This is a genomic window from Candidatus Aenigmatarchaeota archaeon, assembly GCA_016932615.1.
Taxonomy (GTDB): domain Archaea; phylum Aenigmatarchaeota; class Aenigmatarchaeia; order QMZS01; family QMZS01; genus JAFGCN01.
Window position 1 is genome coordinate 1 of sequence record JAFGCN010000018.1, and the last position, 22,999, is coordinate 22,999.

22 protein-coding genes are annotated in these 22,999 nt (G+C 46.5%); 5 read left to right on the forward strand and 17 right to left on the reverse strand.

The features are described from left to right. Positions 1–304: 304 nt before the first annotated feature. A complete protein-coding gene (locus JW727_04615) occupies positions 305–1,000 on the forward strand; it encodes a metallophosphoesterase family protein (protein ID MBN2095304.1) in 696 nt (231 codons plus the stop codon). Positions 1,001–1,034: 34 nt separating this feature from the next. Here JW727_04615 and JW727_04620 read toward each other — a convergent pair whose 3' ends face one another. From JW727_04620 to JW727_04695, 16 genes are all read right to left on the reverse strand, one after another. After that, positions 1,035–2,822 (reverse strand): DUF4215 domain-containing protein, encoded by a 1,788-nt coding sequence (locus JW727_04620; GenBank protein ID MBN2095305.1) that lies wholly within the window; start codon positions 2,820–2,822, stop codon positions 1,035–1,037. Between the two features lie 1,161 nt (positions 2,823–3,983). After that, entirely contained in the window at positions 3,984–4,661 is a 678-nt protein-coding gene (locus JW727_04625) for a hypothetical protein (GenBank protein ID MBN2095306.1), read from the reverse strand. 69 nt (positions 4,662–4,730) lie between these two features. After that, positions 4,731–5,792, reverse strand: coding sequence for a DegT/DnrJ/EryC1/StrS family aminotransferase (locus JW727_04630; GenBank protein ID MBN2095307.1), 1,062 nt, complete (start codon positions 5,790–5,792; stop codon positions 4,731–4,733). A 2-nt stretch (positions 5,793–5,794) separates the two neighbouring features. Beyond that, positions 5,795–6,580, reverse strand: coding sequence for a hypothetical protein (locus JW727_04635; GenBank protein MBN2095308.1), 786 nt, complete (start codon positions 6,578–6,580; stop codon positions 5,795–5,797). A gap of 2 nt (positions 6,581–6,582) precedes the next feature. Next, positions 6,583–7,380: a hypothetical protein gene (locus tag JW727_04640; protein ID MBN2095309.1), complete on the reverse strand. Its 798-nt coding sequence runs from the start codon at positions 7,378–7,380 to the stop codon at positions 6,583–6,585. Next, positions 7,377–7,889, reverse strand: a complete 513-nt coding sequence (locus JW727_04645; GenBank protein ID MBN2095310.1) for a GNAT family N-acetyltransferase — start codon at positions 7,887–7,889, stop codon at positions 7,377–7,379. The genes JW727_04640 and JW727_04645 overlap by 4 nt, the downstream gene beginning before the upstream one ends. Positions 7,890–7,939: 50 nt before the next feature. After that, positions 7,940–9,232: a glycosyltransferase family 2 protein gene (locus JW727_04650; protein ID MBN2095311.1), complete on the reverse strand. Its 1,293-nt coding sequence runs from the start codon at positions 9,230–9,232 to the stop codon at positions 7,940–7,942. 11 nt (positions 9,233–9,243) lie between these two features. Then, positions 9,244–9,963, reverse strand: a complete 720-nt coding sequence (locus JW727_04655; GenBank protein MBN2095312.1) for a WbqC family protein — start codon at positions 9,961–9,963, stop codon at positions 9,244–9,246. An 8-nt stretch (positions 9,964–9,971) separates the two neighbouring features. Beyond that, positions 9,972–10,613, reverse strand: coding sequence for a PIG-L family deacetylase (locus JW727_04660; protein MBN2095313.1), 642 nt, complete (start codon positions 10,611–10,613; stop codon positions 9,972–9,974). Between the two features lie 119 nt (positions 10,614–10,732). Further along, positions 10,733–12,661 (reverse strand): excinuclease ABC subunit UvrB, encoded by a 1,929-nt coding sequence (gene uvrB / locus JW727_04665; GenBank protein ID MBN2095314.1) that lies wholly within the window; start codon positions 12,659–12,661, stop codon positions 10,733–10,735. 51 nt (positions 12,662–12,712) lie between these two features. Then, on the reverse strand, positions 12,713–13,531 hold the full coding sequence (locus JW727_04670; GenBank protein MBN2095315.1) for a tyrosine-type recombinase/integrase: 819 nt from the start codon (positions 13,529–13,531) through the stop codon (positions 12,713–12,715). Between the two features lie 137 nt (positions 13,532–13,668). After that, on the reverse strand, positions 13,669–14,730 hold the full coding sequence (locus JW727_04675) for an XcyI family restriction endonuclease (protein MBN2095316.1): 1,062 nt from the start codon (positions 14,728–14,730) through the stop codon (positions 13,669–13,671). A 4-nt stretch (positions 14,731–14,734) separates the two neighbouring features. Then, positions 14,735–16,276, reverse strand: a complete 1,542-nt coding sequence (locus JW727_04680; protein MBN2095317.1) for a hypothetical protein — start codon at positions 16,274–16,276, stop codon at positions 14,735–14,737. A gap of 296 nt (positions 16,277–16,572) precedes the next feature. Beyond that, complete coding sequence (locus JW727_04685; GenBank protein MBN2095318.1) at positions 16,573–17,454, reverse strand: hypothetical protein; 882 nt, start codon at positions 17,452–17,454, stop codon at positions 16,573–16,575. Positions 17,455–17,584: 130 nt separating this feature from the next. Further along, entirely contained in the window at positions 17,585–18,940 is a 1,356-nt protein-coding gene (locus JW727_04690; protein ID MBN2095319.1) for a PFL family protein, read from the reverse strand. Position 18,941: 1 nt separating this feature from the next. After that, on the reverse strand, positions 18,942–19,220 hold the full coding sequence (locus tag JW727_04695; protein ID MBN2095320.1) for an ACT domain-containing protein: 279 nt from the start codon (positions 19,218–19,220) through the stop codon (positions 18,942–18,944). Between the two features lie 31 nt (positions 19,221–19,251). Here JW727_04695 and JW727_04700 point away from each other — a divergent pair, with 31 nt between their 5' ends. The 3 genes from JW727_04700 to JW727_04710 are packed head-to-tail and all read left to right on the forward strand — an operon-like array spanning position 19,252 to position 21,537. Continuing rightward, positions 19,252–19,560 (forward strand): hypothetical protein, encoded by a 309-nt coding sequence (locus JW727_04700; GenBank protein ID MBN2095321.1) that lies wholly within the window; start codon positions 19,252–19,254, stop codon positions 19,558–19,560. 41 nt (positions 19,561–19,601) lie between these two features. After that, positions 19,602–20,252, forward strand: a complete 651-nt coding sequence (locus tag JW727_04705; protein ID MBN2095322.1) for a M15 family metallopeptidase — start codon at positions 19,602–19,604, stop codon at positions 20,250–20,252. Positions 20,253–20,274: 22 nt separating this feature from the next. Beyond that, positions 20,275–21,537: an MgtC/SapB family protein gene (locus tag JW727_04710; protein MBN2095323.1), complete on the forward strand. Its 1,263-nt coding sequence runs from the start codon at positions 20,275–20,277 to the stop codon at positions 21,535–21,537. Between the two features lie 37 nt (positions 21,538–21,574). Here JW727_04710 and JW727_04715 read toward each other — a convergent pair whose 3' ends face one another. After that, the gene (locus tag JW727_04715; protein MBN2095324.1) at positions 21,575–22,441 is read right to left on the reverse strand and encodes a DMT family transporter; all 867 of its coding nucleotides are present in this window, start codon (positions 22,439–22,441) and stop codon (positions 21,575–21,577) included. A gap of 266 nt (positions 22,442–22,707) precedes the next feature. On the opposite strand from JW727_04715, the gene JW727_04720 reads away from it, so the two are divergent. Next, complete coding sequence (locus tag JW727_04720; GenBank protein MBN2095325.1) at positions 22,708–22,887, forward strand: hypothetical protein; 180 nt, start codon at positions 22,708–22,710, stop codon at positions 22,885–22,887. The last annotated feature ends 112 nt before the right edge of the window (positions 22,888–22,999 follow it).

The window sequence follows — 22,999 nt, forward strand, 5'->3', positions numbered from 1 at the left end:
CAAAAAGAGAAAAGTATCTAAAATTCAAACCGGCACCAGGATTAAAAACCTGACTTATATTTCACCGGAGCGCCGCAATCCCCTCTTGTTGAGGTATCTCTCACTCTTCTGTGCGTATTCCTGGGGGCATACGGCGAATCTGATCCTTCTGGATATGCGCTCATACACCTAAATGAAACCACCCCATATATTCTCCAATATTATATTGTATTACCCGTCATTTTTAGGGCGGCTCTTTCCAGAATCTTGGCTTTAGAAGGTTTTGCAAGATACTTTTATGCCCCCTAGGGCAAAATGCAAAAAAATGAAAATACTTGCTTTCTCGGACATACATGGAGAAGTTGGGGCGGTAAAAGTCCTTACTAAGCTTGTTAAAAACAACAAGTACGATGCGATAATATTTGCAGGCGACTTTTCGAGCTTTCACGAGGTCCAGGAAGTCTATGAAAAGACTATGAAGGAATTGTCAAAGCTAAAAGCCCCCTGCTATTATGTGTTTGGAAACCGGGACAGGTCATTTGACCCGTTTGGAATCGGCATCTACGTCGAGCCGGAGCCAAAATACCCAAACCTTGTTTCCGACGACAAGATTGAAATCGGGGAAGGCATCTGCATAACCGCAAACCCCAACCTTGTCGACGAAAGGACGATTTTTCTTGCCCACCGCGCCGAAAGATTCGTAAAGGAGGCGCTCCTCCACATAGAGGGACACGTCCACGCGGGGATTGTCTACAAGAATTACATAAACCTCGGCTTTCTTTACAGGGACGACTTTCACGACGAAAAGCCAGGGCTTGGGTGCTACTGGGAAATCACAATAGAAAGCGGCAAAATCGAAATTGAGTTCACAGGGCTCGGCCTCCTAAAGCCGATTTCCTGCCCTGTCCACAAGAAAGCAAAGCTCTTCATACCGGAAGAGTGGACGGTCTGCCCCCTTTGCCTTGAAAAATATTACGAGATTGACTGGGCGCAGTTCTTCAGGGGAGAGGAAGGGTTCTAAAGGAAACCTGAATAATCCAGAACCGCCCATCCGGCTAAAACCTATCCCTAACCCCTTTGGTTGAATAAAACGCCCAGTCGTAGATTGCATAAACGAATATGCTCATCCTGTCCATAATGCTTCCCTTTCTGAAATAATCTCGGAAATATTCGGGGCCAAACTTGTCCTCATCATAGCCCAGGCCATATTCCGAGTAGGAAAAGTTGTACAGGTATGAGTGCGGGTCGCATTCCTCATCGATGCGCCCATCGCAGTCATCATCTATCCAGTTGCATTCTTTTTCCGAAAACCCTGTCGGGATGCATACCGGGTGCCTTAGGGCCCAGGCATCACTTGGGGTTATGAAGGTTACATTCGGGTTATTATAAAGCCGTTCAATGGTCTCAGTATAGATTTTCCATTTTTCCTCATCCACTACAGAATTATTTTCCGGGTGCTCAAAATCCGGCTGGTGAACGTATAGAGGAATTACTTTCTTGCCGTTTATCTTTACCATCGGCAGGTCAGCCCGGTCATAAGACAGGACCTGGGCGATTATCTCGTCAGAAGTCTTGAAGGTCGTGTTTCTTCCGGCGCTTCCGTCTTGGGTGAAGCTAACTGCATACTGGTACATATCAGTATTTGCCGTTGATTCGACAGGCCCAAGCTCATCTACATAATAGACCCCAAAGCTTACCCTAAAGCCCATCTCCTCCAGGGCCTTCCTGATAGAAGGGCTCATGCGGCCATAAGGGGCAACATAGGTTGTTGGGAAACTTATTTCCTCGGGGTCTTTGCCAAGAATCGCCTTCATCCGGTTCAGGTAGGTGTGCCTTCCCGCCTCTATTATATACTTCTGAACCTTTGGGTCAAGGGTTTCAAGGTGCTTTTCGTATTCGTCCATCCGGTACCCCTTTTGCATAAGCTCAATATTCTCGGCAAGGTACATCCTCCTAAAAACTTCCGAAAACTCGTAATTGTTTGGCTTCATGCTTTCAGGGAAAAAGCTGAATGCGACAGGAATCTGGTTTTTCTCGTAATATGCGGTGATATTGTCAAAAAAGTAATACCAAGACTTATCTGCAGTCCCATCAATGTTTCCGACATACGAGAGGATATATATCCTATTTTCACCTTCAATCTTACACTTGCTGCTGCACCCGTCTCCGTCATTTTCATTTCCGTCATCGCACTCTTCCCTGCCAAGATTAACCTTTCCATCCCCGCATAACGGAGTGTCTGGAGATAAGCCGATTACCTCAACATGGACTGCATTTCCTGGCGGGATATTGAACAAAAAGTAATCCCTGCCGCCCTTTATGGCTCTTGTTACTTGGGTAGGTTTTCCGTTCACAATCACATCCCCCCAGGCCTCGTTTCCTGTATAAATCATCAAGGTAAGTTCCTTATCAAAAATCCGGGTGTCAAGCGGGGAAACAACATCAAACTCCATCCTACCCTCGCCCCGGACAACATTCTCAATTCCGGCGGAATTTCTCTGCACAATGTACTTTGAAACCGAGCCAATGGTGTCCACCCAAAGGCCTTTATCAAGAAGGTAATCGAAAATCTCAGGATTGTCGCAGCTGTCGTGGTACACGTAATTTATCCATTCCTGGTGGTTCTCTGCCGTGTCTGCAAGGAGATAATAGTCTGGCGGGAGCTGTCCAAACCCAATCGAGTTGATGCTCTTAAATTCCATCATGTCCACGGGATTTTTCGAACCCATAACGTTCTTGTAATACCCCCTTGCAAAAAGATAGTAGTCTGAAAGCCATAGCTTGTACCTGGAGTTGGTAACTCCGCATGGCCAGGCAAAGGTAATCAGGTCCTCTGGAGGCATGCCTATTCCACCAATAATGTCCTGGCGGTTCAGTTCCTTGTCCTCCCTGAAAAAAGTCTCATTCAGGTCATACCTGCAGAGGTGGTACCTACTGTGCCCCCCAATCTCATGGCCATATTCATATACCCTCCTGAATAGTTCCCAATCTGACTCATTGTACTTGTCTGTATAGGCAAGGAAGTATGTGCCCTTAAGCCCTCTTTTTTCAAGCTCGCTGCTGCAGACCGCTTCAGCCCTCCCAAGAGTCATGTGGTAGCCATCATCATCGGAAATCGATGCTGCGCCTTCAGAGCAGTTTTGCCAGTTGCATATCTGGATAAAGGGTGCGCTTGAATCCCTGAAACTGAACCTATGCATCACAGAATAAGGGTTTTCCTTGCCGCTTTTTCCCCTGCATTTGTAATAGACAGAAACTTCGCCCATTTTTGCGGGCTTGTCCATCGCATAAGAATGAATCCTGCCCTCCAAAGTCTCCATCTTTTGGCCCTCCCCAAAATCAAAGCCGCTACTGAAGCTAAACTCGCACTCAGAAGCTATGTCTGTAGACACCCTTATCTTAAGATTGCCTGAAGAACTGCCAATTATTGCATCCTGAGCCGGGCTTACAGGAGTGATTTTTGGGAAAGACTCGCTGCTTCCACAAAACTGCACCGCGTCAATTGCAGACCAAGCCCAGGCGCAGGGCTGAACCTTTATCTTGCTTGTCTTGAAGTCGAGCTCCCCGTAATCGTATCTAACTGTGCAGTTACGGCCGACCCCTCTTTCATCGACACCCTTGCCTACAAGATACCAGTCATCCCCCCTCAAAAACCAAATCTTATTGATGCAAAGGTCATAATCTCCATAAATCCTAAGGCCCTCAGGGTAAACCGGCTCATTAAACGAAAAGACAATTTGCGCAGAAAGGTTCCAGCTTTGCTTCTCCCAGGAAGCGTGGTCTATTGGCGCTGTGCCGCAGTCCAGGTCAGAGTCCGGAGCCCCTATTGCGTATTTTGCCTCATGGCCTAAAAGCTCGCTTGTCGCATCTGCGAAAAGCGCATACTGGCAGGTTTCCCCTGCATTTGCTGGAGACAGGCAAACCACAAATATTGCCAGAATAAGCAATTCCCGAAATCCTGCCCTTTCTTTCATAAGTGAAAATGAAATAAGGTATTAAGCCGCTCAGCCAGGATACCTTACCATTATAGTCACATTTCTCATGAGAAATGATTCAGGGCCCTGTTCAACTGAGCTTTGCATCCCCACATAGACATCAATTTTCTTCCCTTTCTCGCCGTGAAAAGTGTCACCAGTATGGAAAACCTTTGACTCCAAAAGCTCATTAACCCACGGCTCGTTATTCGCTGAATCTTTACCGAGGTCCAGAAATATTATTTCAGTTCCCTTTGGAAGCGGCGGGTTTACTGCAACGCTTGGCTTATCCCCCGTCCAGGGCACAAGCTCATTTTGGTAAGCCCCAATCGAACGTTTTTCCAGATAGTAGGTTTTTCCGTCATCAAGCTGATAATCGTAATGCAGGTATTGCCCGGAGTTATTTATTTCGTCCCCTTTTCCAGAGCCGTCCACCATTGCCTGCTCCAAAAAGTCCTCCCTGTAAAAGCCAAGGGAATTTCCAAACTCGTCAAATACCTCCACCTTCTTCCCACTGTACAGCCGCTCATCCAGGTTTTGGTAAGAAGTAACTGTCCAGCCACTGGAAACTTCATACCTGCCAGAAACTTCCGGTACCTCCCTTAATACAATAACGGGGCTGCTATCTGCGCCATCTAAATCCAATACTGGGGCCGCTACTGACAGAATTATTGCTAAAACAATTGCTGCGCCCAGAACAATAAGCATATTGCCTGATGGCCCAAAATATTTTTTTGACCTCCCCATAATATTTATGTTAACTGTGCAGAAAATGCCTTATATTGGCTTACTGAGGAAAGAGCGTGTTGCCCTGAGGGAAGTTTCCACTGCGCTTATTTCTTCCTCTGACATCGAAGGGTAAATTGGAACCGAGACTGCCCTCCCTTGGGCCTTTTCGGTATTTGGAAAAATCCTGGCATTAAGCCCAAGGTAGCTGTGGAGAGGCCTGAAAATCGGCCTTGCGCACATCACTCCTCTCCTGCCCATTTCCCCGATGAAATTTTCCGGGTCTTCAACCTCCACAACATACCTGAAGCATATGCTCCCTTCAGCCCTTTTTGGCGCCCGCCCAAACTCCTTAATAATCTTGTCATAGCGGGCTGCAATGGCCCTTCTTTTTTTTATAAAAGAGCCAAGCATTTTTAGCTGGCTTCTTCCCAGGGCCGCCTGAAAGTCAGTCATTGCCATATTGTAAGATACGAGGTAGCTTTCCCTCCCGTCATATTGCGTCATGTCTCTGAGTTTTTCAAGAATCTCTTTTGAGTGGGTTGTCACCATCCCGCCCTGCCCGGTGGTAAAGACCTTTGTCGCGTAAAATGAAAAAATCGACAGCTTTCCAAAGCTTCCAATCTTCTTTCCTTTAAACTCTCCCCCTACCGACTGGGCGCAGTCCTCGATTATCGGGACTTTTAGCTTAAGGAATTTATCAATCCTTGCTGGAGACCCAAACATGTGCGGGACAATTACTGCCTTTGTTTTTGAAGTAATTTTGCTCTCAACCGAGTCGGGGCTGATATTGTATCCTTCCTCCTCAATATCCGCTAAAACTGGCCTTGCGCCAGCAAGGTTTATTGCACTTAATACTGATGCGCAGACGTAGCTTGGAAGAATAACCTCATCGCCTTTTTTTATGCCAAGGGCTTTCAGCGAAAGAAAAAGCGCATTTGTGCCGGAGTTTACCGCAACTCCCCCAAGCGACCCGATATATCTGCTAAGCTCTTTTTCAAAAAATCCTGTTTCCTCCCCTGTCGCGATTTTTCCTCCCCGAAGGTTTGAGGCGGCTTTCTGCACATCATCTTCGCTTATTGTTGGCCTCGAGTGGGGAATTATTCGTTTCATAATTATCCTTCTATTGCCTTAACAACTTCAGCCATAAATCCCTCATAAATCTCCCTGCCCCTCCTGCTGTCAACGTGAATTTTCCCTTCTGCCAAAAAATCCAGTATCCGGCTTTCTTTTGCGTACCTTCCAAGCACCCAAAAATCCTTTCCGTACTTTCTCTCGCTATCTTCGAGAAACCAGAAACCCGAAAGGCCTAATAACGGAGGCCATCTTCTCAGGGCTTCTTCAGGGCCTTTCTCTTTTGCAAATTTGTGGATTTCCCTCAAGCCCCCCTCTTTGAAGTGCCCAAGGTATTTCAGCAAAGAATGCTCCTCGTCACCAGCATGCATGCCAAATTCTTCCCCAGGAAAAACGCAGGCAGTTTCTATTCCAATCTTTTTCTGGATAATGCCTCCAAAATCGCCAGGGATTCCTCCATGCCCAACCACAATGACTATCCTTAGGCCCTCCCCTCCAAACAGGCTTCCCTTTTGCAGTATTCTTGCATTTTCCTCAACTACGGACTTCACAAATTTAAGGGACAGGGCGTAAAACTTTTCGAGTGGAAGGTATGCCGGCGCCCAGGATTTTGCGATATCTCCCACCCCGTCTGTAGTGAATGGAATGTGCCCCGCATAAATTGCACCCGTTCTCCTGGCCGCATCAGTTGCAGCAGTCATGGCAAAAAAGGAATCGGTATCATGAAACAGCGCGGGCCCATGAGCTTCCCCGCCATTCCCGATGCTAAAGACAAGAACATTTGAGTTCTTCTGCCTTGCCAGCATCTCGCCATACTTGACGCCCATAATTAGCTTTCAATTGCCTTAACAACATCACTTACAAAACCTTCGTACGCCTTCTGGCCTTTCTGGGCATCGATGCGCAGGTTTTTGTCCTGTAAAAAAGCCTCGACCCGCTCAACCTTCCCCGGCCTCCTGAGCATCTGGAAGTCATCTATATCAAAGCCATCAAGAGCGTAAGGATGCCTTTTCTTGACCTCATCGAAAATTCCTTCATCGTACCAATAGCCGGAAAGCCCAAAAAGCTGAGGCCATCTGGCCAGCGCTTCCCTTGGTTCCCTCTGGGCGGTTTCCTGAACCTCGTCCAGGCCCTCCTTGCTGAAATAGTCCAGGTAAACCATCAGTGAATGCTCTTCGTCGCCCGCGTGCATTCCAAAATCCGCCCCGGGGAAAACGCACTTTGCATCCACCCCAAGCGCTTCATGTATGACTGTTTCAAGCTCCCTTGGGATGCCGCCATGGCCTGCAACGATAACCACCTCGGGCTTCCTGCCGGAAATTCCCTGATAATATTCCACAATCGGCTTAAGGAAGCCCAAAGTGGAGCTGTAGAAGTCCTCAACTGGAAGGTACGCTGGCATCCAGGCCCTGGCAGCTTCGCCGACACGGTCTGTCGTGTAAGGTATGCGGCCGGCATAACGCGCGCCCGTTTTTTCCGCTGCCTCTATCGCAGCAGAAGTTGCAACATAAGAATCAGTATCCTCATACAATGCGCCGCCATGGCATTCGCTTTCGTTTCCCATGCTAAACACCAAAGTCTCGGTATGCCCCAATTCCCTTAACATCTCCCCATAGGCGTCTTTCATATTTCTTTATCCCCCAAATCCAAAAACCTTTCGTAAACCACCCTCATAAGCCCATCGGTTCCCGGGACAGTGCCCATCCTGGTGTAGCCCTGGCCTTCGTAAAGCATATTTGCCGCATTGTTTCCCGTCAGGGCCTTAAGCTCAAGGCGCCGTATGCCTTCCTTTTTGCATGCTTCGATATATAGCTCAAGCAGCTTTTTTCCAATTCCCGTTCTGCGTTGCTCTGAGCCCACAACAATCTTGTTAACCCTTGACGTAACCTCGTCAAACCTGGAGCCAATAATATAGCCCACAACACGCCCATCGATTTCAGCGGCAAAGCTTAGTTTCCACTTAAGGGGAATCTCCATAAGGAAGTTCTCCCTCGTCCAGGGAGTTTCGCCAAGGGCGGTCCAGTTGCACTCAAGCGCGAAAAAATCCTTCTCGTGCCTGATAAAATACTCTCTTGTAAGCTTCACAAAAGCCACTTTTTCGCTATGATTGGTTCCAGTTTTAATAGTAATCACCATAATATAGTTATACCATCATTATATATTTCTATCCATAAATCTACAAGGAGTTACCACTTATTTCCCCAGTTTTTGCTCCTTCCCGTAAGAACCTCCAGCAAGACCCCGGAAAAGGACAGTATCCAAAGGGCGGAACTAAGGAACTTGAAGGCCATTATATGGTGATAATGGCGCGCGGTGTGCAGAAGCTCCCAAGGTATCTTCCTGGAGTCCCCTGAAAGCGCGGGCCCAAGCACCGGCGCGACGAAGGTAAGTGTAGTATCCCCTATCAGAAAATATGCTGCGTAAAGCGGATAAAAATAAAGGAGAAACGGAAAAAGCAATACCCCAACAGTATACACCGTAGCTTCTATCAGGCCGGGAAGGACGCTTAGGTATGCCAGCGACTTTGCTTTCGACCTCGGTCCAAAAATGCCCCTGCGTGTGTATATCACCTGCCAGGTTCCCTTGTACCACCGGTAGCTTTGCCGCAGCTGCCTTTGAAGGGTCGGGACATCCCCCGTGCTTACTATTGCGTCAGGCGCAAAGCTGATTTTGTATCCTTCTTCCTGCATCTTCCAGGTGTATGCCGTGTCCTCGGTCTGGACGTTCGTGGGTATAGGGATTTTCCTTGCAATCTCAGAGCGGACCATAAACGAAGCCCCGCAGACGACGAAAACTCCCCGCCGGTAGCTTTGGGCGCTCTTCCTGAACTTGCTTATCCGGTTAATCCATTCTTTTCCAAAGTGGAAATATTTTGCGGCCCGGTTTTTGGGAGGTTTTACATATCCAAAAGAGGTTACAGCCGCAGCCCCCTCCAACTCAATGCTTTCTACAAGCTTTCGTATAGTCCCGGAATGGAGTTTCAGCCCTGAATCAACAAAATAGACATACTCTCCCAGCTTTACTCCGGGGTCCCTTACAAGGGCGTTCAGCTTCTCTGATTTTGAGGTTATGCCCTTCCTGGACCAGTAATAGATTGCAGGAAACTCCTTCCTGAATCGGGCCAAGATGTTCTCCAGCTTTTCAACCTCTTCCCAGGTGTTATCCAGGTTTGAGTCCGAGACATAGATGTTCTTTATCGGGTAGTCCTGGCGAAGAACACTCCTTATCGACTTCTCGATAATTCCTGATTCCCTGTGGGCAGAAATTACCACAGTAACTTCTCCCGCCTCACTAATGCTAACCCTGCCTGAAGGCCTCAGCTCTCCTTTCAGGTAGCCAGTGCCCTTTGGCTTAAGGGAAATTTTTCTGGATTTGACCCGGATATGATGGCAGGCCAAAGTCAAAACATCTATTGTAAGCGTTATAGGAAGCACAGCAAAAGGGACCGCAAGAAGCGCCAATAGTGCAGATAGGGACATTATCTGGCCCCTTATCCTATAATTTCCCCGGAAGCGGGAAGCCGGCCCAGGTTAAAAAGCGCGTCGATTGCAGACATGTAGGGCTCAAAACCCGGAAACCTTTGGGGGTATACCGGGTGCTTATAATCCTGAAACCTGACCTCTACATCCTTGAACAAGCCCAGGTCCATATAACACCTTCCTCCATCGCCGGACAGGTAGATTACCGCTCCGACAGCCCGGGAAATGTCTATCAGTGCCCTGGTTGCGCAAGTCGAGGAAATATCCCCTTGAAGTTCTGAGAACAGGATTATCTTTGCTTTTATCCCAAAAGATTCCGCAAGGTACCTTATCAGTCTCAGGTTGAATTCTGCCAGGCTTTCGCCGGGATTTTCATATATTTCCTTCAGGCCAGGAAAGAATTTTTCAAAGAAAGGCGACTTCTTGTAGTTAGCCTCAATTTGCCTCAGGTGATATTGGTTCCAAGGGACATTTTTTATCCTTGCGTCCTTTTTTATCCTTATTGCGCTTAGGGGGGCCATCTTTTTCTCAATAGGCACATTAAGCCAAATCCAGCCATCGTTTATTCTGATTTTGTTCCTGTTATGAAAGTCGGACTCGACATACTGGCAGTCTTCCCTTATTACAAAAACTCCCGGCTCGCTGCCAAGCTCATCGACTGCCCTGAGCTTATCAAAAAAACCCAGGTATGGGAGAAAATTCGGCTGGTGCGCAGACATAACTTTTGACATATTCCACCCTAATCAAAATTCAGGATAAAATGATTTGCAAAAAACGGCTCTGCATAAAAGTTTTCTCCAAGCTGCAGAGTTGAGGCATAATAGCTTGCGTCAATCTTTATCCTCCTTAAGTCAAGGTTATTGTATTTGGCAAGCTGGGACTTGAAAAGCTTTATTGTTTCTTCCTTTTTCCTCATATCCTCCTCATTTCCGACATGAAAAAGGTGGGGATGAAACTCAGAAACTATTGTCGATGGGGACTTGTAGTTGAGTATTACCGGCACCCTCCTGCAGGCAATCGATGACGCCTTGGAGACCGTCCTATGGTCCTGGTGGGTATCCTTGCGAAAATGGGTATAAACGACATCGGGCTTTTCCATTTCGATAATTTTCTCAAGCATGTCTTTTACGGCAATGAGGTCTAAAAGATTAGCGTCTGGAAGGTGGAAGCAGTGCAGTTTTGCCAGCCCTAGCGACTTTGCGGAGCTTTCGGCCTCTTTTAGCCTTATTTGCGGGTCTCCGCCCCTCTCGCCATCAGTGCAGAGAACCCCCACAACATAATCGCCCTTTCTGATATGGTGTATTATCCTCATTCCTGCCCCTATCTCAAAGTCGTCAGGGTGCGCCCCTATGACCACCACTCTTGAAACCTTCCCTTCCATAGGGGTAATATGCAAGATATATATTTATACACTAGTTTCAAGTAGTAACTTATTGGTAATATCTTTCCTCAAGCGTAAACTCGCCTCATGGGCTTTTTAAGCCCGCCTGATGGCTGAAACTAAGCCAACCTTTCCTTCAAATGTCTTATCTCGTCCCTAAGCTCTATTGCCTTCTCGAAGTCAAGCTCTTCTGAGGCCTGCTTCATCTGGCTTTCCAGCTCGACAAGCATGCCTGGAATGTCGGACTTGGGGATGTGCTTTGTGCCTTTCAGCTTTGTCTCGGCTTTCGGTATGGGCTTTATTATGGTCCTGGGCGTGATATGGTGGCGCTTGTTGTAGGCCATCTGAATTGTCCTCCTCCTTTCCGTCTCCTCTATCGCCCGCTTCATCGAGTCGGTCATCTTATCGGCGTAAAGGACGACTCTGGCGCTTGCGTTTCTCGAGGCCCTGCCGATAATCTGGATTAAGCTCTTTGTGTCCCGCAAAAAGCCCTCCTTGTCGGCGTCAAGTATCCCGATAAAGCCGACCTCAGGAATGTCGAGGCCTTCTCTCAGGAGGTTTATTCCGACCAGGACATCGAACTCGCCAAGCCGAAGCTGGCGTATTATTTCGGTCCTTTCCAGGGTGTCGATTTCCGAGTGGAGGTACCTTGTCCTGATTTTCTTCGAGGCGAGGAAATCCGTAAGCTCTTCGGCAAGCTTCTTGGTAAGGGTGGTTAGAAGGACTCTTTCTCCCTTTTTGACTGTCTTTTCGATTTCCCTCATAGCGTCCTCAATCTGGCCTTCGGTCTTTCTCACTTCCAGTTCGGGGTCAAGAAGGCCGGTCGGGCGGATTATCTGCTCTACAACCTGGCCGGAATGGTTTAGCTCGTACTCAGCCGGCGTAGCTGAGACGAAAATAACCGACTTCATGAATTTTTCGAACTCGTGGAATTTTAACGGCCTGTTGTCAAAGGCGCTTGGAAGCCGGAAGCCATAGTCGATTAATGCCTGCTTGCGTGACCTGTCGCCGTTGTACATCGCGTGAAGCTGGGGGATTGTCTGGTGGCTTTCGTCGATGAAAAGAAGGAAATCCTCAGAGAAATAGTCCAGAAGGCAGTAAGGCGGCTCGCCTGGCTTTCTGCCGTCGAAGTGGCGGGAGTAGTTTTCAATGCCGTTGCAGTAGCCGGTCTCCTGAATCATCTCAAGGTCGTACAGCGTCCTTTGCTTTAGCCGGTGGGCTTCGACAAGGTCAAGCTCCGGCAGTCGAGCCTCAAGCTCCGCTTTTATGGAGTCAACCGCCCGGCTTATAGTGTCCTGGGGAGTCACAAAATGCCTTGCCGGAAAGACGAAAAAGGAGGGGTAGTCTGTTACCTGAGTTGCCGTGTTCTTGTCGATTTCCCTGATTCTCTCAATCTCGTCTCCGAACATCTCGATTCTTAGGATGTTCTTGAAGTAGCCCGGGATAAAGTCAACCGTGTCGCCCTTTACCCTGAATCTTCCGGGCATAAGCTCGACGTCGTTACGCTCGAACTGTATGTCGATTAGTTTCCTTAGAAGCTCGTTTCTCTGTATCTTCTGCCCTACCCGTAAGTCGAACCCCATGCCTTCGTAATTTTTCGGGTCTCCAAGGCCGTATATGCAGGATACCGAAGCGATTATTATCGTGTCCCTCCCCGAAAGAAGCGAGGCGGTTGCTGAGAGGCGCATCTGCTCGATCTTCTGGTTAATCTTTGCGTCCTTTTCGATATACATGTCCTTTTGGGGAATGTAGGACTCCGGCTGGTAATAGTCGTAATACGAGACGAAATATTCCACCCGGTTGTTTGGGAAAAACTCCCTGAACTCGGTGTAAAGCTGTGAGGCAAGCGTCTTGTTGTGGGCGATTATAAGGGTGGGCCTTTGCGCCCTGTTGATGATGTTTGCCATCGTGAAGGTCTTGCCGCTCCCCGTAACTCCAAGGAGAGTCTGGCACCTCATCTTATTTTCAAGTCCCCTGACAAGCCCCTCTATAGCCTGCGGCTGTGAGCCCGCCGGCTTAAAAGAGGCAGATAATCTGAAATTCTCCATACAAATGTTAGAAGGGCTTTAAACTATATATAGCCCTGCTTTGCTAGCAAACTAGAGATCATCGATAGGGCTTTTTATGCTTTTTATTGATGCCGAACTTACGTGAGTATAGATTTGGGTTGTCGAAATATTCTCATGGCCAAGAAGCTTTTGTATCAGCCTTATGTCAGTTCCCCCTTCAAGCAAGTGCGTAGCAAAAGAGTGCCTCAGTGTATGGCAAGTTGCCTTCTTCTTTATTCCGGCTTTCCTCGCGGAGTTCTCAAAGACTTTCTGTATCGTCTTTACCGGATATTTTCCGGACCTTCCCGAAAAAAGATAGGTTTCTGGCTTGTAGAGGCCAATATAATTAGCCAGGTCTTCCCTGAGAGTTTGGGGGAGCATCACATAGCGGTCTTTATTTCCCTTTGCTGAAACAATCTTAACCATGTCCCTGTCAAAATCTATGTCAAAAACCTTGAGGTTAGCCGCTTCAGAAACCCTTAAGCCCAGCCCGTAAAGGCACTTTAAAATGAGCTTATGCTTTGCGTTTTCAGTAGAGCTTATGATCTTTTTAACTTCCTCCTTTGACAAAACTGCTGGGAGGCGCTTCTCCCTTTTTGGCCTTGTTAACCCCAAGCAGGATTTTGTCTTCAGCACATCTCCAAGCCAGAAATTAAGAGCGCTTATCGCAAGGTTTGCAGTCAGGTTGGTATATTTTCTTTTCTCAATGAGGTAGGCCACATAAGATTTTACGTCCGCTCCATTAACCCCAGAAATATTTTTCCGTACGTATGCTGCAAAGTCCCTTGCAAAGAACAGGTATGCTTTCTTGGTCTTAGGGCTAAATCCCCTGGAATCAAGCTCGACAACAAGCCTCTCGAACTCATCCATAATTACAATGCTATTTCGTTAATACTCATAAAAGTTGAGGCAAAGGAGAATAAAGTTCGTTAAACAGTTGTTATACGCAATTCGAAAACCCGCTCTTCTACGGAGCAAGCACAACGTAAGGGGGGGCGTTCTCCAAACTAACACTTCAGTAGCTTTCTGAAAATGTGCTTCAGGAATTCTTCTCTTTGGTCTTCATGCGTCAGAAGGGCAGTGAGGTTGTAAAAGTGTTTTATCGTTTTGTCTTTCTTGACTCTTTCCTCAACTTCTGAGGTGATGCAGCTTGCCACAAAGATTGTAACGACTTCCCGATTTTGCCTTATTGCTTCTTCAAATGATTTCTTTGCGGCTCCATATCGTTCCAAAGCACCCGCAGGATCAGCACCGCCTTTTACCTCAATAACTGCTATAGTGGAACCATCTTTATCTATTATCGAAACATCAGGCTCACTTGAAAATATTACTGATCTTTTGTTGCTAAGTGTAAATCCTTTGAACTCTCTAATCCTGTCTAGTTGAGACTTAGCCTTTTTCTTATCGAACTCCTCAATTCCTGAATGATTGTCCCTTAGCATGAATGCAGTGAGTTTGCATAAATCAATCGCTTCTTTGATTAGCAACTTCTGCACCACTTTTTCAGCTTCATCTCCTATCGCATTTCTCCATGAGCCATCTATCTGAGCGCCAGTCGATGCAAACAAAAGACCTTTGATATGCTCAGTGCTAAAGTCTTCAAGGGCACTCTCAATTATCAAAGAGATGTGCTCATTAAACAGCTTAGATAGTTCCTTTGCCTGCACTTCAGAAAGGTTGTTTTTCTCTCCAAGCTCAAACCTCATTGTGTGAACTCCGCTTAGATAGCTTACGGATTTTTGGGAAAGCGCAGCAACATTTCTGTAGTAAGCTATCAGAACGGGATGTTCTCTTAGGATTCTTGGATGAGAGAATACCTGTATCAAACTCAGATTCGAATTCTTAATCTGCTCGAATGCTTCTTTTGTTATGCCCCAGGACTTATATTTCGTCCAGTCATAATCTTCAGACAAGGGAATCAGCTTTTGGATCGTTTCAGGAAACGTATAAGTGTTATACTCATGAAGTTTTCGGTAAAAGAAAGTAGACCTTAAGCGGTAATTGATTCTATGGGCCTCACTTAACAGCGCTTTTCTTTCTTCAGGGGACATACTCTTTTTCAGTGCCATAATACTATTTCTCCCAATAATAGACGCATTTTCTCACCTCTTTTCTTCCATGCTTGCCCATCTGTTGGCTGCTGTTTCCTTTTCCGCTTGGAAGCTTATATATTTTTTTGATCTTTAAGCCAGACTTCGAGGCAAATTCCGACAAAATCAGATCGACAGGTATAACTTCTCCGGCATATCTTACATTGTCATTTACATAGTAAATTCTACCTCCTTTTTTAAGAGTCCTTGCGAGTTCCATGATTACGAAGGCGTGTTCGTAGAAGTAATTTCTGACCATTCGGGATATACCGGGATTGTTCAGTTTCTTTTCAGTCTTGTATTGTTCAAGAATCGTCAAAACTTCTTGTAGTGCCTCATTAGATTCAAATATCTTCTCCGCCTTCTTAAAATCCTCTTTTCTGCCCGCTTTCTCATATAGCGATCTTAAGTATTCTACCTTGTCCTTGTTTTCTACGGTTGCGGATAAGAGGGTCTGTCTTAGATTTCTTATGCCTTCTTCATCAATACCCAAATATGCTAATTCTAAGGCATAAGTTCGGGTATAATCATAGCGGTTACAATAAGGGGGCGAAGAGACTACTAAGTCAATGGATTCGCCTTTTATTTTAGGGAGTATCTCTAGGCAAGATCCGGTCTTTAATTCAACTTCTGGACTTTTTCTATTCCTTGAATCAAAGAGTTTCATGTTTCTCAAATCCCCAAGGATTTGATTTAACTGAGAAAAAAGCGCCTCTTCAAATCCATAAATCTTCCCCTTGTCAAAACTGCCCTTTCCTTTTTCTGCTCTGAGATCCCATCTTAGGCATTGGCCATCCTTTCGGGTATGACTTATTCGTTCAAGTATGCTAAAGCACGCGAAGCTAAAGACGTTCCTTAACTCTGGGTCTTCAGTGGTTGAGAGATAGTTTAGAAAACCATTGAGTTTTCTCTCAGTGATTTTTGGAAATGCCTTTTCAGTAATTTTTATATGTTTGAAGGAAGTCTCCATCTTCTCAGGATACGTCTCGAAGTTCACGCTTTTTAGTTCTTTGATTTTTTCTGAGAGGTAATCGGGGTCCATTTTTTCTAGAGACAGTTTGGCTTTAAGTATGAAGTTGCCAAGGGGCATAAGCTCTATGCCGAGAGACGAAAATCCAACTTCCTTTGCACTCAGCAAAGTGGTGCATGATCCAGCAAATGGGTCAAAGACCAAGCCTTTTTTGTTCGGATAGTCTTGCATGAACAGCTTAACCATATCTGATGAGAAACCTTCCTTAAAGCTAAACCAGTTGTATATTGGGATTTTCTTATTTGCTTGGAAACTAACTAACTGACGATTTAGAAGCGAATAGGTTTCAATCAAGCCCTTGTATCTCTCTTCTAGTTTATCTCTTTCTGAATGTTCCGGCTCTTGAAGTTTAGAGTCGCCCATTGATATATCCTTAGCCATAAGTCCTTCTGTTTTTTGAGACAAAATATTAGAACTAGTGATCTGTGATTGTGTGCAAAGTTTATGTGCCTTCTCACAAGTAATCATATTTGGTTTAGCAGCAACCCTCACCATATACTATCATATCAACTTATACTTATATTGCAAAAACTTAATGGAGAACGCCCCCCCACTACGACCATTGCTTCGCAAAGTTACGCCTTCCAGGCAAATATTACACAAGCGGGTTTTCGAACTTCTCAGCCTGCGGGCTTCGACCCTTCCGGCTAAATTGGCCTGGGGCGTATAACAGGAATTTAGCGGCTCCGCTTCGCTCCGACCCAAATTCCCTTGTCTAGCTATAACTTTGGTTATCGGTCTGGGAACTTCGCCAAATTCCATCAGGTAAACTCGATTGCAAATCTACGTACTCAAGTCACTGGGTTGGCTAAACGATTATTGCTCTCCAGCTCTGAGAATATTTTCTTGCAGACCGCACAATCTTTTGCTGTAAATAGGCTTTCATATTCACTAATGTCCGTTCCAGTAATTCGGGCGGCTCCCTTAGGACCTTTGGTGATTAAAGCATTAAGAACAGGATTTTGCCTCGATTTAATTATCAAGTCATCCACGGGATGGTATATCGCCGATCCTAGAGAAGCAGAGGGTTGTTCAAGCCCACATAAATAAACCTCCCCCCGCGGATTAACATTTATTTTCTCTAGCTTGGTTTGGGGTACTTCGCATCGATTATACCCTCTTAGCTCGTGCGGTGGCAGATTTGCTGCTCTGCCCAAAGGGCATGGGTAATAGTTAAATCTATCACCAAAAGTCCACAGAATAGTCTTTCCCCCATAGATTTGCCCTACTTCTTCTTTCATATCCCTAAGGAATTGCGCAGAGAGAGGCGTAGCTTCCGGAGCATTTTTTCTGGCTGCTCTGACGTGAAACTTGTCAAAGCTAATCCCAATAACATACACATCATAGTAGTTCAATTTTTCAATCAAGTCATAGGCTCTACTTTCGTCTGTAAGCCAAAGCCCGTTTGTAAAAACCCCTATTTCCTCCAGGTTTGGCATCATTTTCCGATTATCTTGGACATACTCTAAGCTACCAAATAATAGCTCTTCTGATTCGAAGGGCTCTCCTCCAGTCAGGATATATCTTTTCATGTTCTTGGGAAGGTTTGGCATTACTGCCAGAACAGTTTCAAGCTCTGGGACAAATCCGTCAGGAGTGCAACTGTAGACACAATGATCACATACGAGACTGCATTTGTCAGTTATCCTGTGAAAGACATTCTCTCCTACCATAGAGTAATCACTATTTATTGAGTAAATAGTGTGCCCTCGTGGCTTCTCGGACTTCGTCCTTGACCCTTCCGGCTAAATCCGCTATAGACCCAGAAACTTCGCCATAGTTCCATCAGTTATCTCTGAAAAACTAGTTCCTCATGCTTGTAACGGGTGCAGGAAAGCGCCCGCCCCGCTTCATGAAATCCCTTGCGGAATAGGGGTTTACCTTCATTATGGGCGCCTCGCCCAAAAGCCCACCATAATTGACCGACTCGCCCGCTTCCTTTCTGGGAACCGGAATCACCCTCACGGCAGTTGTCTTGTTGTTGATAATCCCGATTGCAAGCTCGTCTGCGATTATCGCGTTTATCGTTTCCTCAGGCGTGCTTCCGGGGATTGCAAACATATCAAGCCCCACAGAGCAGACTGCGGTAAGCGACTCAAGCTTGTCGAGCGTAAGCGCCCCTAGCTTTACCGCCTCTATCATCCCAAGGTCCTCGCTTACAGGTATGAAAGTGCCGCTAAGCCCACCTACATTTCCGCTCGCCATGGCGCCGCCCTTCTTGACAGCGTCCATCAAAAGCGCAAGTGCAAGAGTCGAGCCGTGAGTTCCTACCCGTTCGATGCCAAAGCGCTCGATTATCCTTGCAACGGAGTCGCCATTCGAGGTTGTCGAGGCAAGGGAAATGTCCACGACGCCAAAGGAAACCCCAAGGTTTCCTGCAAGCTCCCTCCCGACAAGCTCCCCACAGCGGGTAATCTTGAATACTGTCCTCTTTATCACCTCAGAAAGCTGCGTAAGGTCGCACTCCCGGTTTTTTTCCACCACGCTTCTTATTACTCCAGGCCCGCTGATTCCGACGTTAAGCGCCATGTCCGCTTCGCCCACTCCGTGAAAAGCGCCTGCCATGAAGGGATTGTCTTCGGGGGCATTTACAAACACCACGAATTTTGCGCACCCAACTGCGTCCTTGCTCAGCGCAGCGGTTTTCTTCAGCATCCCCCCCAGCAGGTTAACCGCATCCAGGTTCATGCCACTGGTGTTCGTCCCGACATTAAGAAAAGAGCACACTCTTTCAGTTTTAGAAAGCACATCGGGCAGGGACTCGACAAGCATCCGGTCAGAGGGGGTCATCCCCTTTTGCACCAGGGCGCCAAAGCCACCAATAAAGTCAATTCCAGCATCTTTTGCCGCCCTGTCCAGGGTTTCTGCCATCTGCAAAAACTTTTCTCTTTCGCAGTGGCCTTCCATTATCAGGCTGACCGGGGTTACGGAAACCCTCTTGTTTACGATAGGTATCCCATACTTGGACTCCAGTTTCCTTGCCTCCTCAACTAGCTTTTTAGCGTTAGGGCAGACCTTGCCATACACTTTTTTCTTAAAATTCGCAAAGTCCGAATCGATGCAGTCCTTGAGATTTATGCCCAGAGTAACCGTGCGAATATCCAGGTTCTGGTGCAGTATCATGCTGTTAGTTTCATACACCTCCTCGACTGTTATCATATTAAACCCTATGCATCATCTTGAAAATATTTTCATGCTGAAGCTGTACTTTTAGTCCCATCTGAAGGCCAATAGACTCCAAATCCGCCCGGAGCTTTTCCATGGGAACTTTGCAGTCCTTCACGTCCACAAGCATGGTCATGACAAAGTACCCCTCTACAACCTTCTGGCTTATGTCTTCGATATTGATGCCCTGCTCATACAGCAGGCCGGAAATCTTTGCGACAATCCCCTTTTTGTCCTCCCCAATTACAGTAATAAAAGACAACTCCTTGCCCATAATTAAGATAGTATATATACGGAGTCTAGTTATGAAACCATTACTCCTTGCGCTGCTTTTGATGCTGCCTGTAGTAATCGGGGGCTATATAATTTACAGCGAAACCGCAGAATGCAACCTTATCACCCGAGAAGGATGTGAAAACCTGCCTCCTGCCTGCGACGATGGAGATATTTTTTCGGAAAAAGATTGCACCTGTGTTCCCGACCCTTCCGGATGCAGCGGGCTTGATGAAGAATCCTGCGGCAAAAATCCCGACTGTTTCTCGTTTCAGAGAGGCGGCACATGCGCCTGCCCTTCGTGCGAAATTTACCTGAGTCACCAGTGCCTGCCAAAATAGCACCCCCCGAGATTGCTTTTGAGTTAACCCCTAATATAATTATGGCGCACCTCATCCCCGACAAAGAGCTTGCAAAAGTCCCTTTAAGGGACAATGGCGAAAAAATGGTTTCTGTCAAAGATGCCTGCCCCAAAATCGCAATACGGCTTGGTCATTACATCAGAAAGGAAGGCAGGAAATTCTGCGAGGATGCGTGCCTGGTGAGAGAAAGTGTGGCGGAAAAGCTAAACCTTGCGCAGTCCCTCTTGCCAAACGGCCATCGCCTGCTTCTTCGCTGCGGATACCGTCCGCTTTCCATACAGATAAAAAGGTACAATTGGATGGAAAATAAACTAAAAAAGAAGCACCCTGACTGGAGCAAGGAAAAGCTAAAAGTGGAAACGGGCAAGTGTGTTGCGCCCCTCGACATAGTTCCTCCGCACTCGACTGGCGGGGCAGTTGACGTATCCATAATCGGGCCTGACGGGCGCCGGCTTGACATGGGGTCTCAACTGGGAAGGTTTACAGAAAAAACATACACCTGCTCAAAAAAGATTTCCACCGAAGGGATAAAAAACCGGAAGATCCTTATAAGGGTAATGAAAAAGGCGGGCTTTGTCAATTACCCTACAGAATACTGGCACTGGTCCTACGGCGACCAGTACTGGGCAGCCATTCTGAAGAAGAAACACTCCATTTACAAAGGATTATAGATATAGAGACAAATATAGAATTATGAACGAAGTCGAGATATTCCTGCGGCTCATTCTTGCAATCGGAATCGGCGCCCTGGTGGGAACAGAAAGGGAAAAGTTTGCCAAAAAAAGGGATGAGTATGTCTTTGGGGGGATAAGGACATTCATATTAATTTCCCTGCTGGGAGCACTTTCCGGAATTTTCGCGCTTGAAGGAAATTTCGCCGTTTTCGCACTTGCCTTTCTTGCAACTTCTGCCCTTGTTGCCATAAGCTACCATTATTCAACAAAGCTCAGCGGAGGAAAAAGCATGGGGCTTGCAGGCGAAATTGGCGCTCTTCTTGTCTTCATTCTGGGACATTTTGTTTTCACGGACCACCTCATCCTATCAGTAGCGCTATCCATACTGATTGCAACTGTCCTCTACCTTAAGGAAAAGTTGCATAAAACACTGCAGAGTATCAGCGAGGAGGAGGTTTACGGAACGCTTGCCTTTGCCATAATCGCCTTTGTGGTTCTTCCATTTCTTCCAAACCAGGCATACGGGCCGCTTGAGGTCCTAAACCCCTACACAATCTGGCTGATGGTTGTTCTTATCTGCGCAATCGGGTATATCGGCTACCTTCTAACGCGGATTTTCGGCTCAAGAAATGGAATAGGCCTCACCGGATTTTTGGGTGGGCTTGTCTCAAGCACTGCCGTAACCCTGGCCATGGCTGAAAAGTCAAAGGATGAAAAAAACAAGACGCCGGCAAATATGCTCGTGCTTGGGGCAGTGGTTGCAAATACGGTTATGTTTATCAGAGTCGCTACCGCGGTGCTAATTGTCAACAGTTCCCTTTTGCCCGCTCTTCTCCCAGCGCTCCTTGTGATGGGGATTGTTGGCATTATTTTTGCCGGCCTTCTCTGGCAGTCTTCAGGGAAATCCTGCTGCGAAACTGAAGTTGAGCATAAAAGCCCCTTCCGGCTTGAGCCCGCCCTGACGTTTGGCGCCTTTTTCGCGGTTGTCCTTTTCGGCCTGAAAGCAGCCCAGGTGTATTTTGGAAGCGCAGGGATTTACCTTGCAAGCGTCCTTTCGGGTTTCATCGATGTTGATGCAGTCACATTGTCTATGGCGACAATTGCAGGAAATGGCCTCACTGCCGAAATTGCTGCTTCAGCCATAATCCTTGCTGTAATGAGCAACACGATGATCAAGCTTGGCTACGCCTTTTTCTTTGGCTCAAGGGAATTTTCAAAGAAGCTCGGCCTCATCATGGGAATCATGATAGCCCTCGGACTTCTGGCGGTTTTCATGCTCTAGGCCTTTGTAAGCCCCCCTTTTCAATCATATCCCTGCGTCAGATAAAAACCGCCAAGGCAATGCTTGAAAAAATTGCAAGCGCTGCGCCAAGGTACTGGTGCCCGTTTATTTTTTCCCTATTCAGCCACACTCCCAGAAACAAAGCAACTGCAGGGTAGCTTTCCGTAATGGCCGTGACAATACCGACGCTTTCACCAAAAACCGCAAAAGAATAAAAAATCCAGGCAGCAGTGTCGATTATGCCCATTCCCAGCAAAAACCACCTAAACCGGGAGGCGTTCTTAACAAACCGAGGGAACTCTCCCCTCCGGTAAATTAGCGTAAGGCAGAATAGCGTAAGTATCAGCCACGGAGCCCAGACCGCCATAATAGGGGATATTGCCCGTGAAGTGGCGGAAGTCAGGAAGTTAATAAATCCCATCCCAATTGCGCCAATAACCGCCAAAATCACCCCTTTTTCCCAGCGGATGGCCCAATGTGAAAAAGACTTAGTCGCTACGAGCAAAATTCCGGCAAATATAAGGCCCACCATGAAAATCTGCATTGGTGCCAATACCTCATTGAAAAATAGGTACCCAAGCATTATCGTGATGGGAAGCTCAATCTCCATCAAAATGTCTACCGTGGAAAGCTTTGCCACACGTAAAGCTTCACAGTCAAACATCGCAGCCACAAAGGTCAGGACTCCAAGCACCAAAATTAAAGCAAGGTTAGAGGCAGAAAATATAAGGCCAAAATCCCGGATGACAAGCGGAAAAAGAGAGACAGTTCCAACGATTCCGATAACTGCAAGGGACTCTAGATTTCCAATTTTTCTTGTTGATTTTTGTACCAGAAAATCGGCAACAGCCCAGCACAGCATTGCGGAGAACGCAGCAACCAGCACACCGGTCTCCAGAGCCATACATAACTATTACAGAGAGATTTAATAAACCTCTGCCCATCTAAACTAAATATCTATTTTTTCCGGAGCACAAAAAGAAAATGCCTGCATCGACCCGCACAAAGCGAAGCGAGACATTATTCAAAATAATTGAACATAGAGTCTAAAAAACAAAAATTATTTGATATTCAAATGAGCATTAGGCAAACCTAAAATATCCGCATGCGTTACGTATTTCATCGGTGATGCAAAGGCGAAACGCTTTTATAATATCACCAAGTTTTGTTATGGAAGAAGAAAATAAAAGAATGGATGAGACGTCAGAAACACCTTCAGAAAAAACGGCAGAAGAATCCTCTGAGGGGAATCCTGTAAGTCAGACAGAAGAGACTTCGGAAACGTCAGAAAGCCAAACGGAAGAGAAAAAAGAGGCTGTCGAAGACAGCCAAGAAACTGCTTCAATTTAAGAAAAACAATTTCTGAAAATTAACTTTTTTATTTTTTTGTGTTTCATTCCACCCTGTGAAGAAAAACTACACTCTACTAAGAGCCCGGTTTCAGGCAGGAAGTTGATTTATA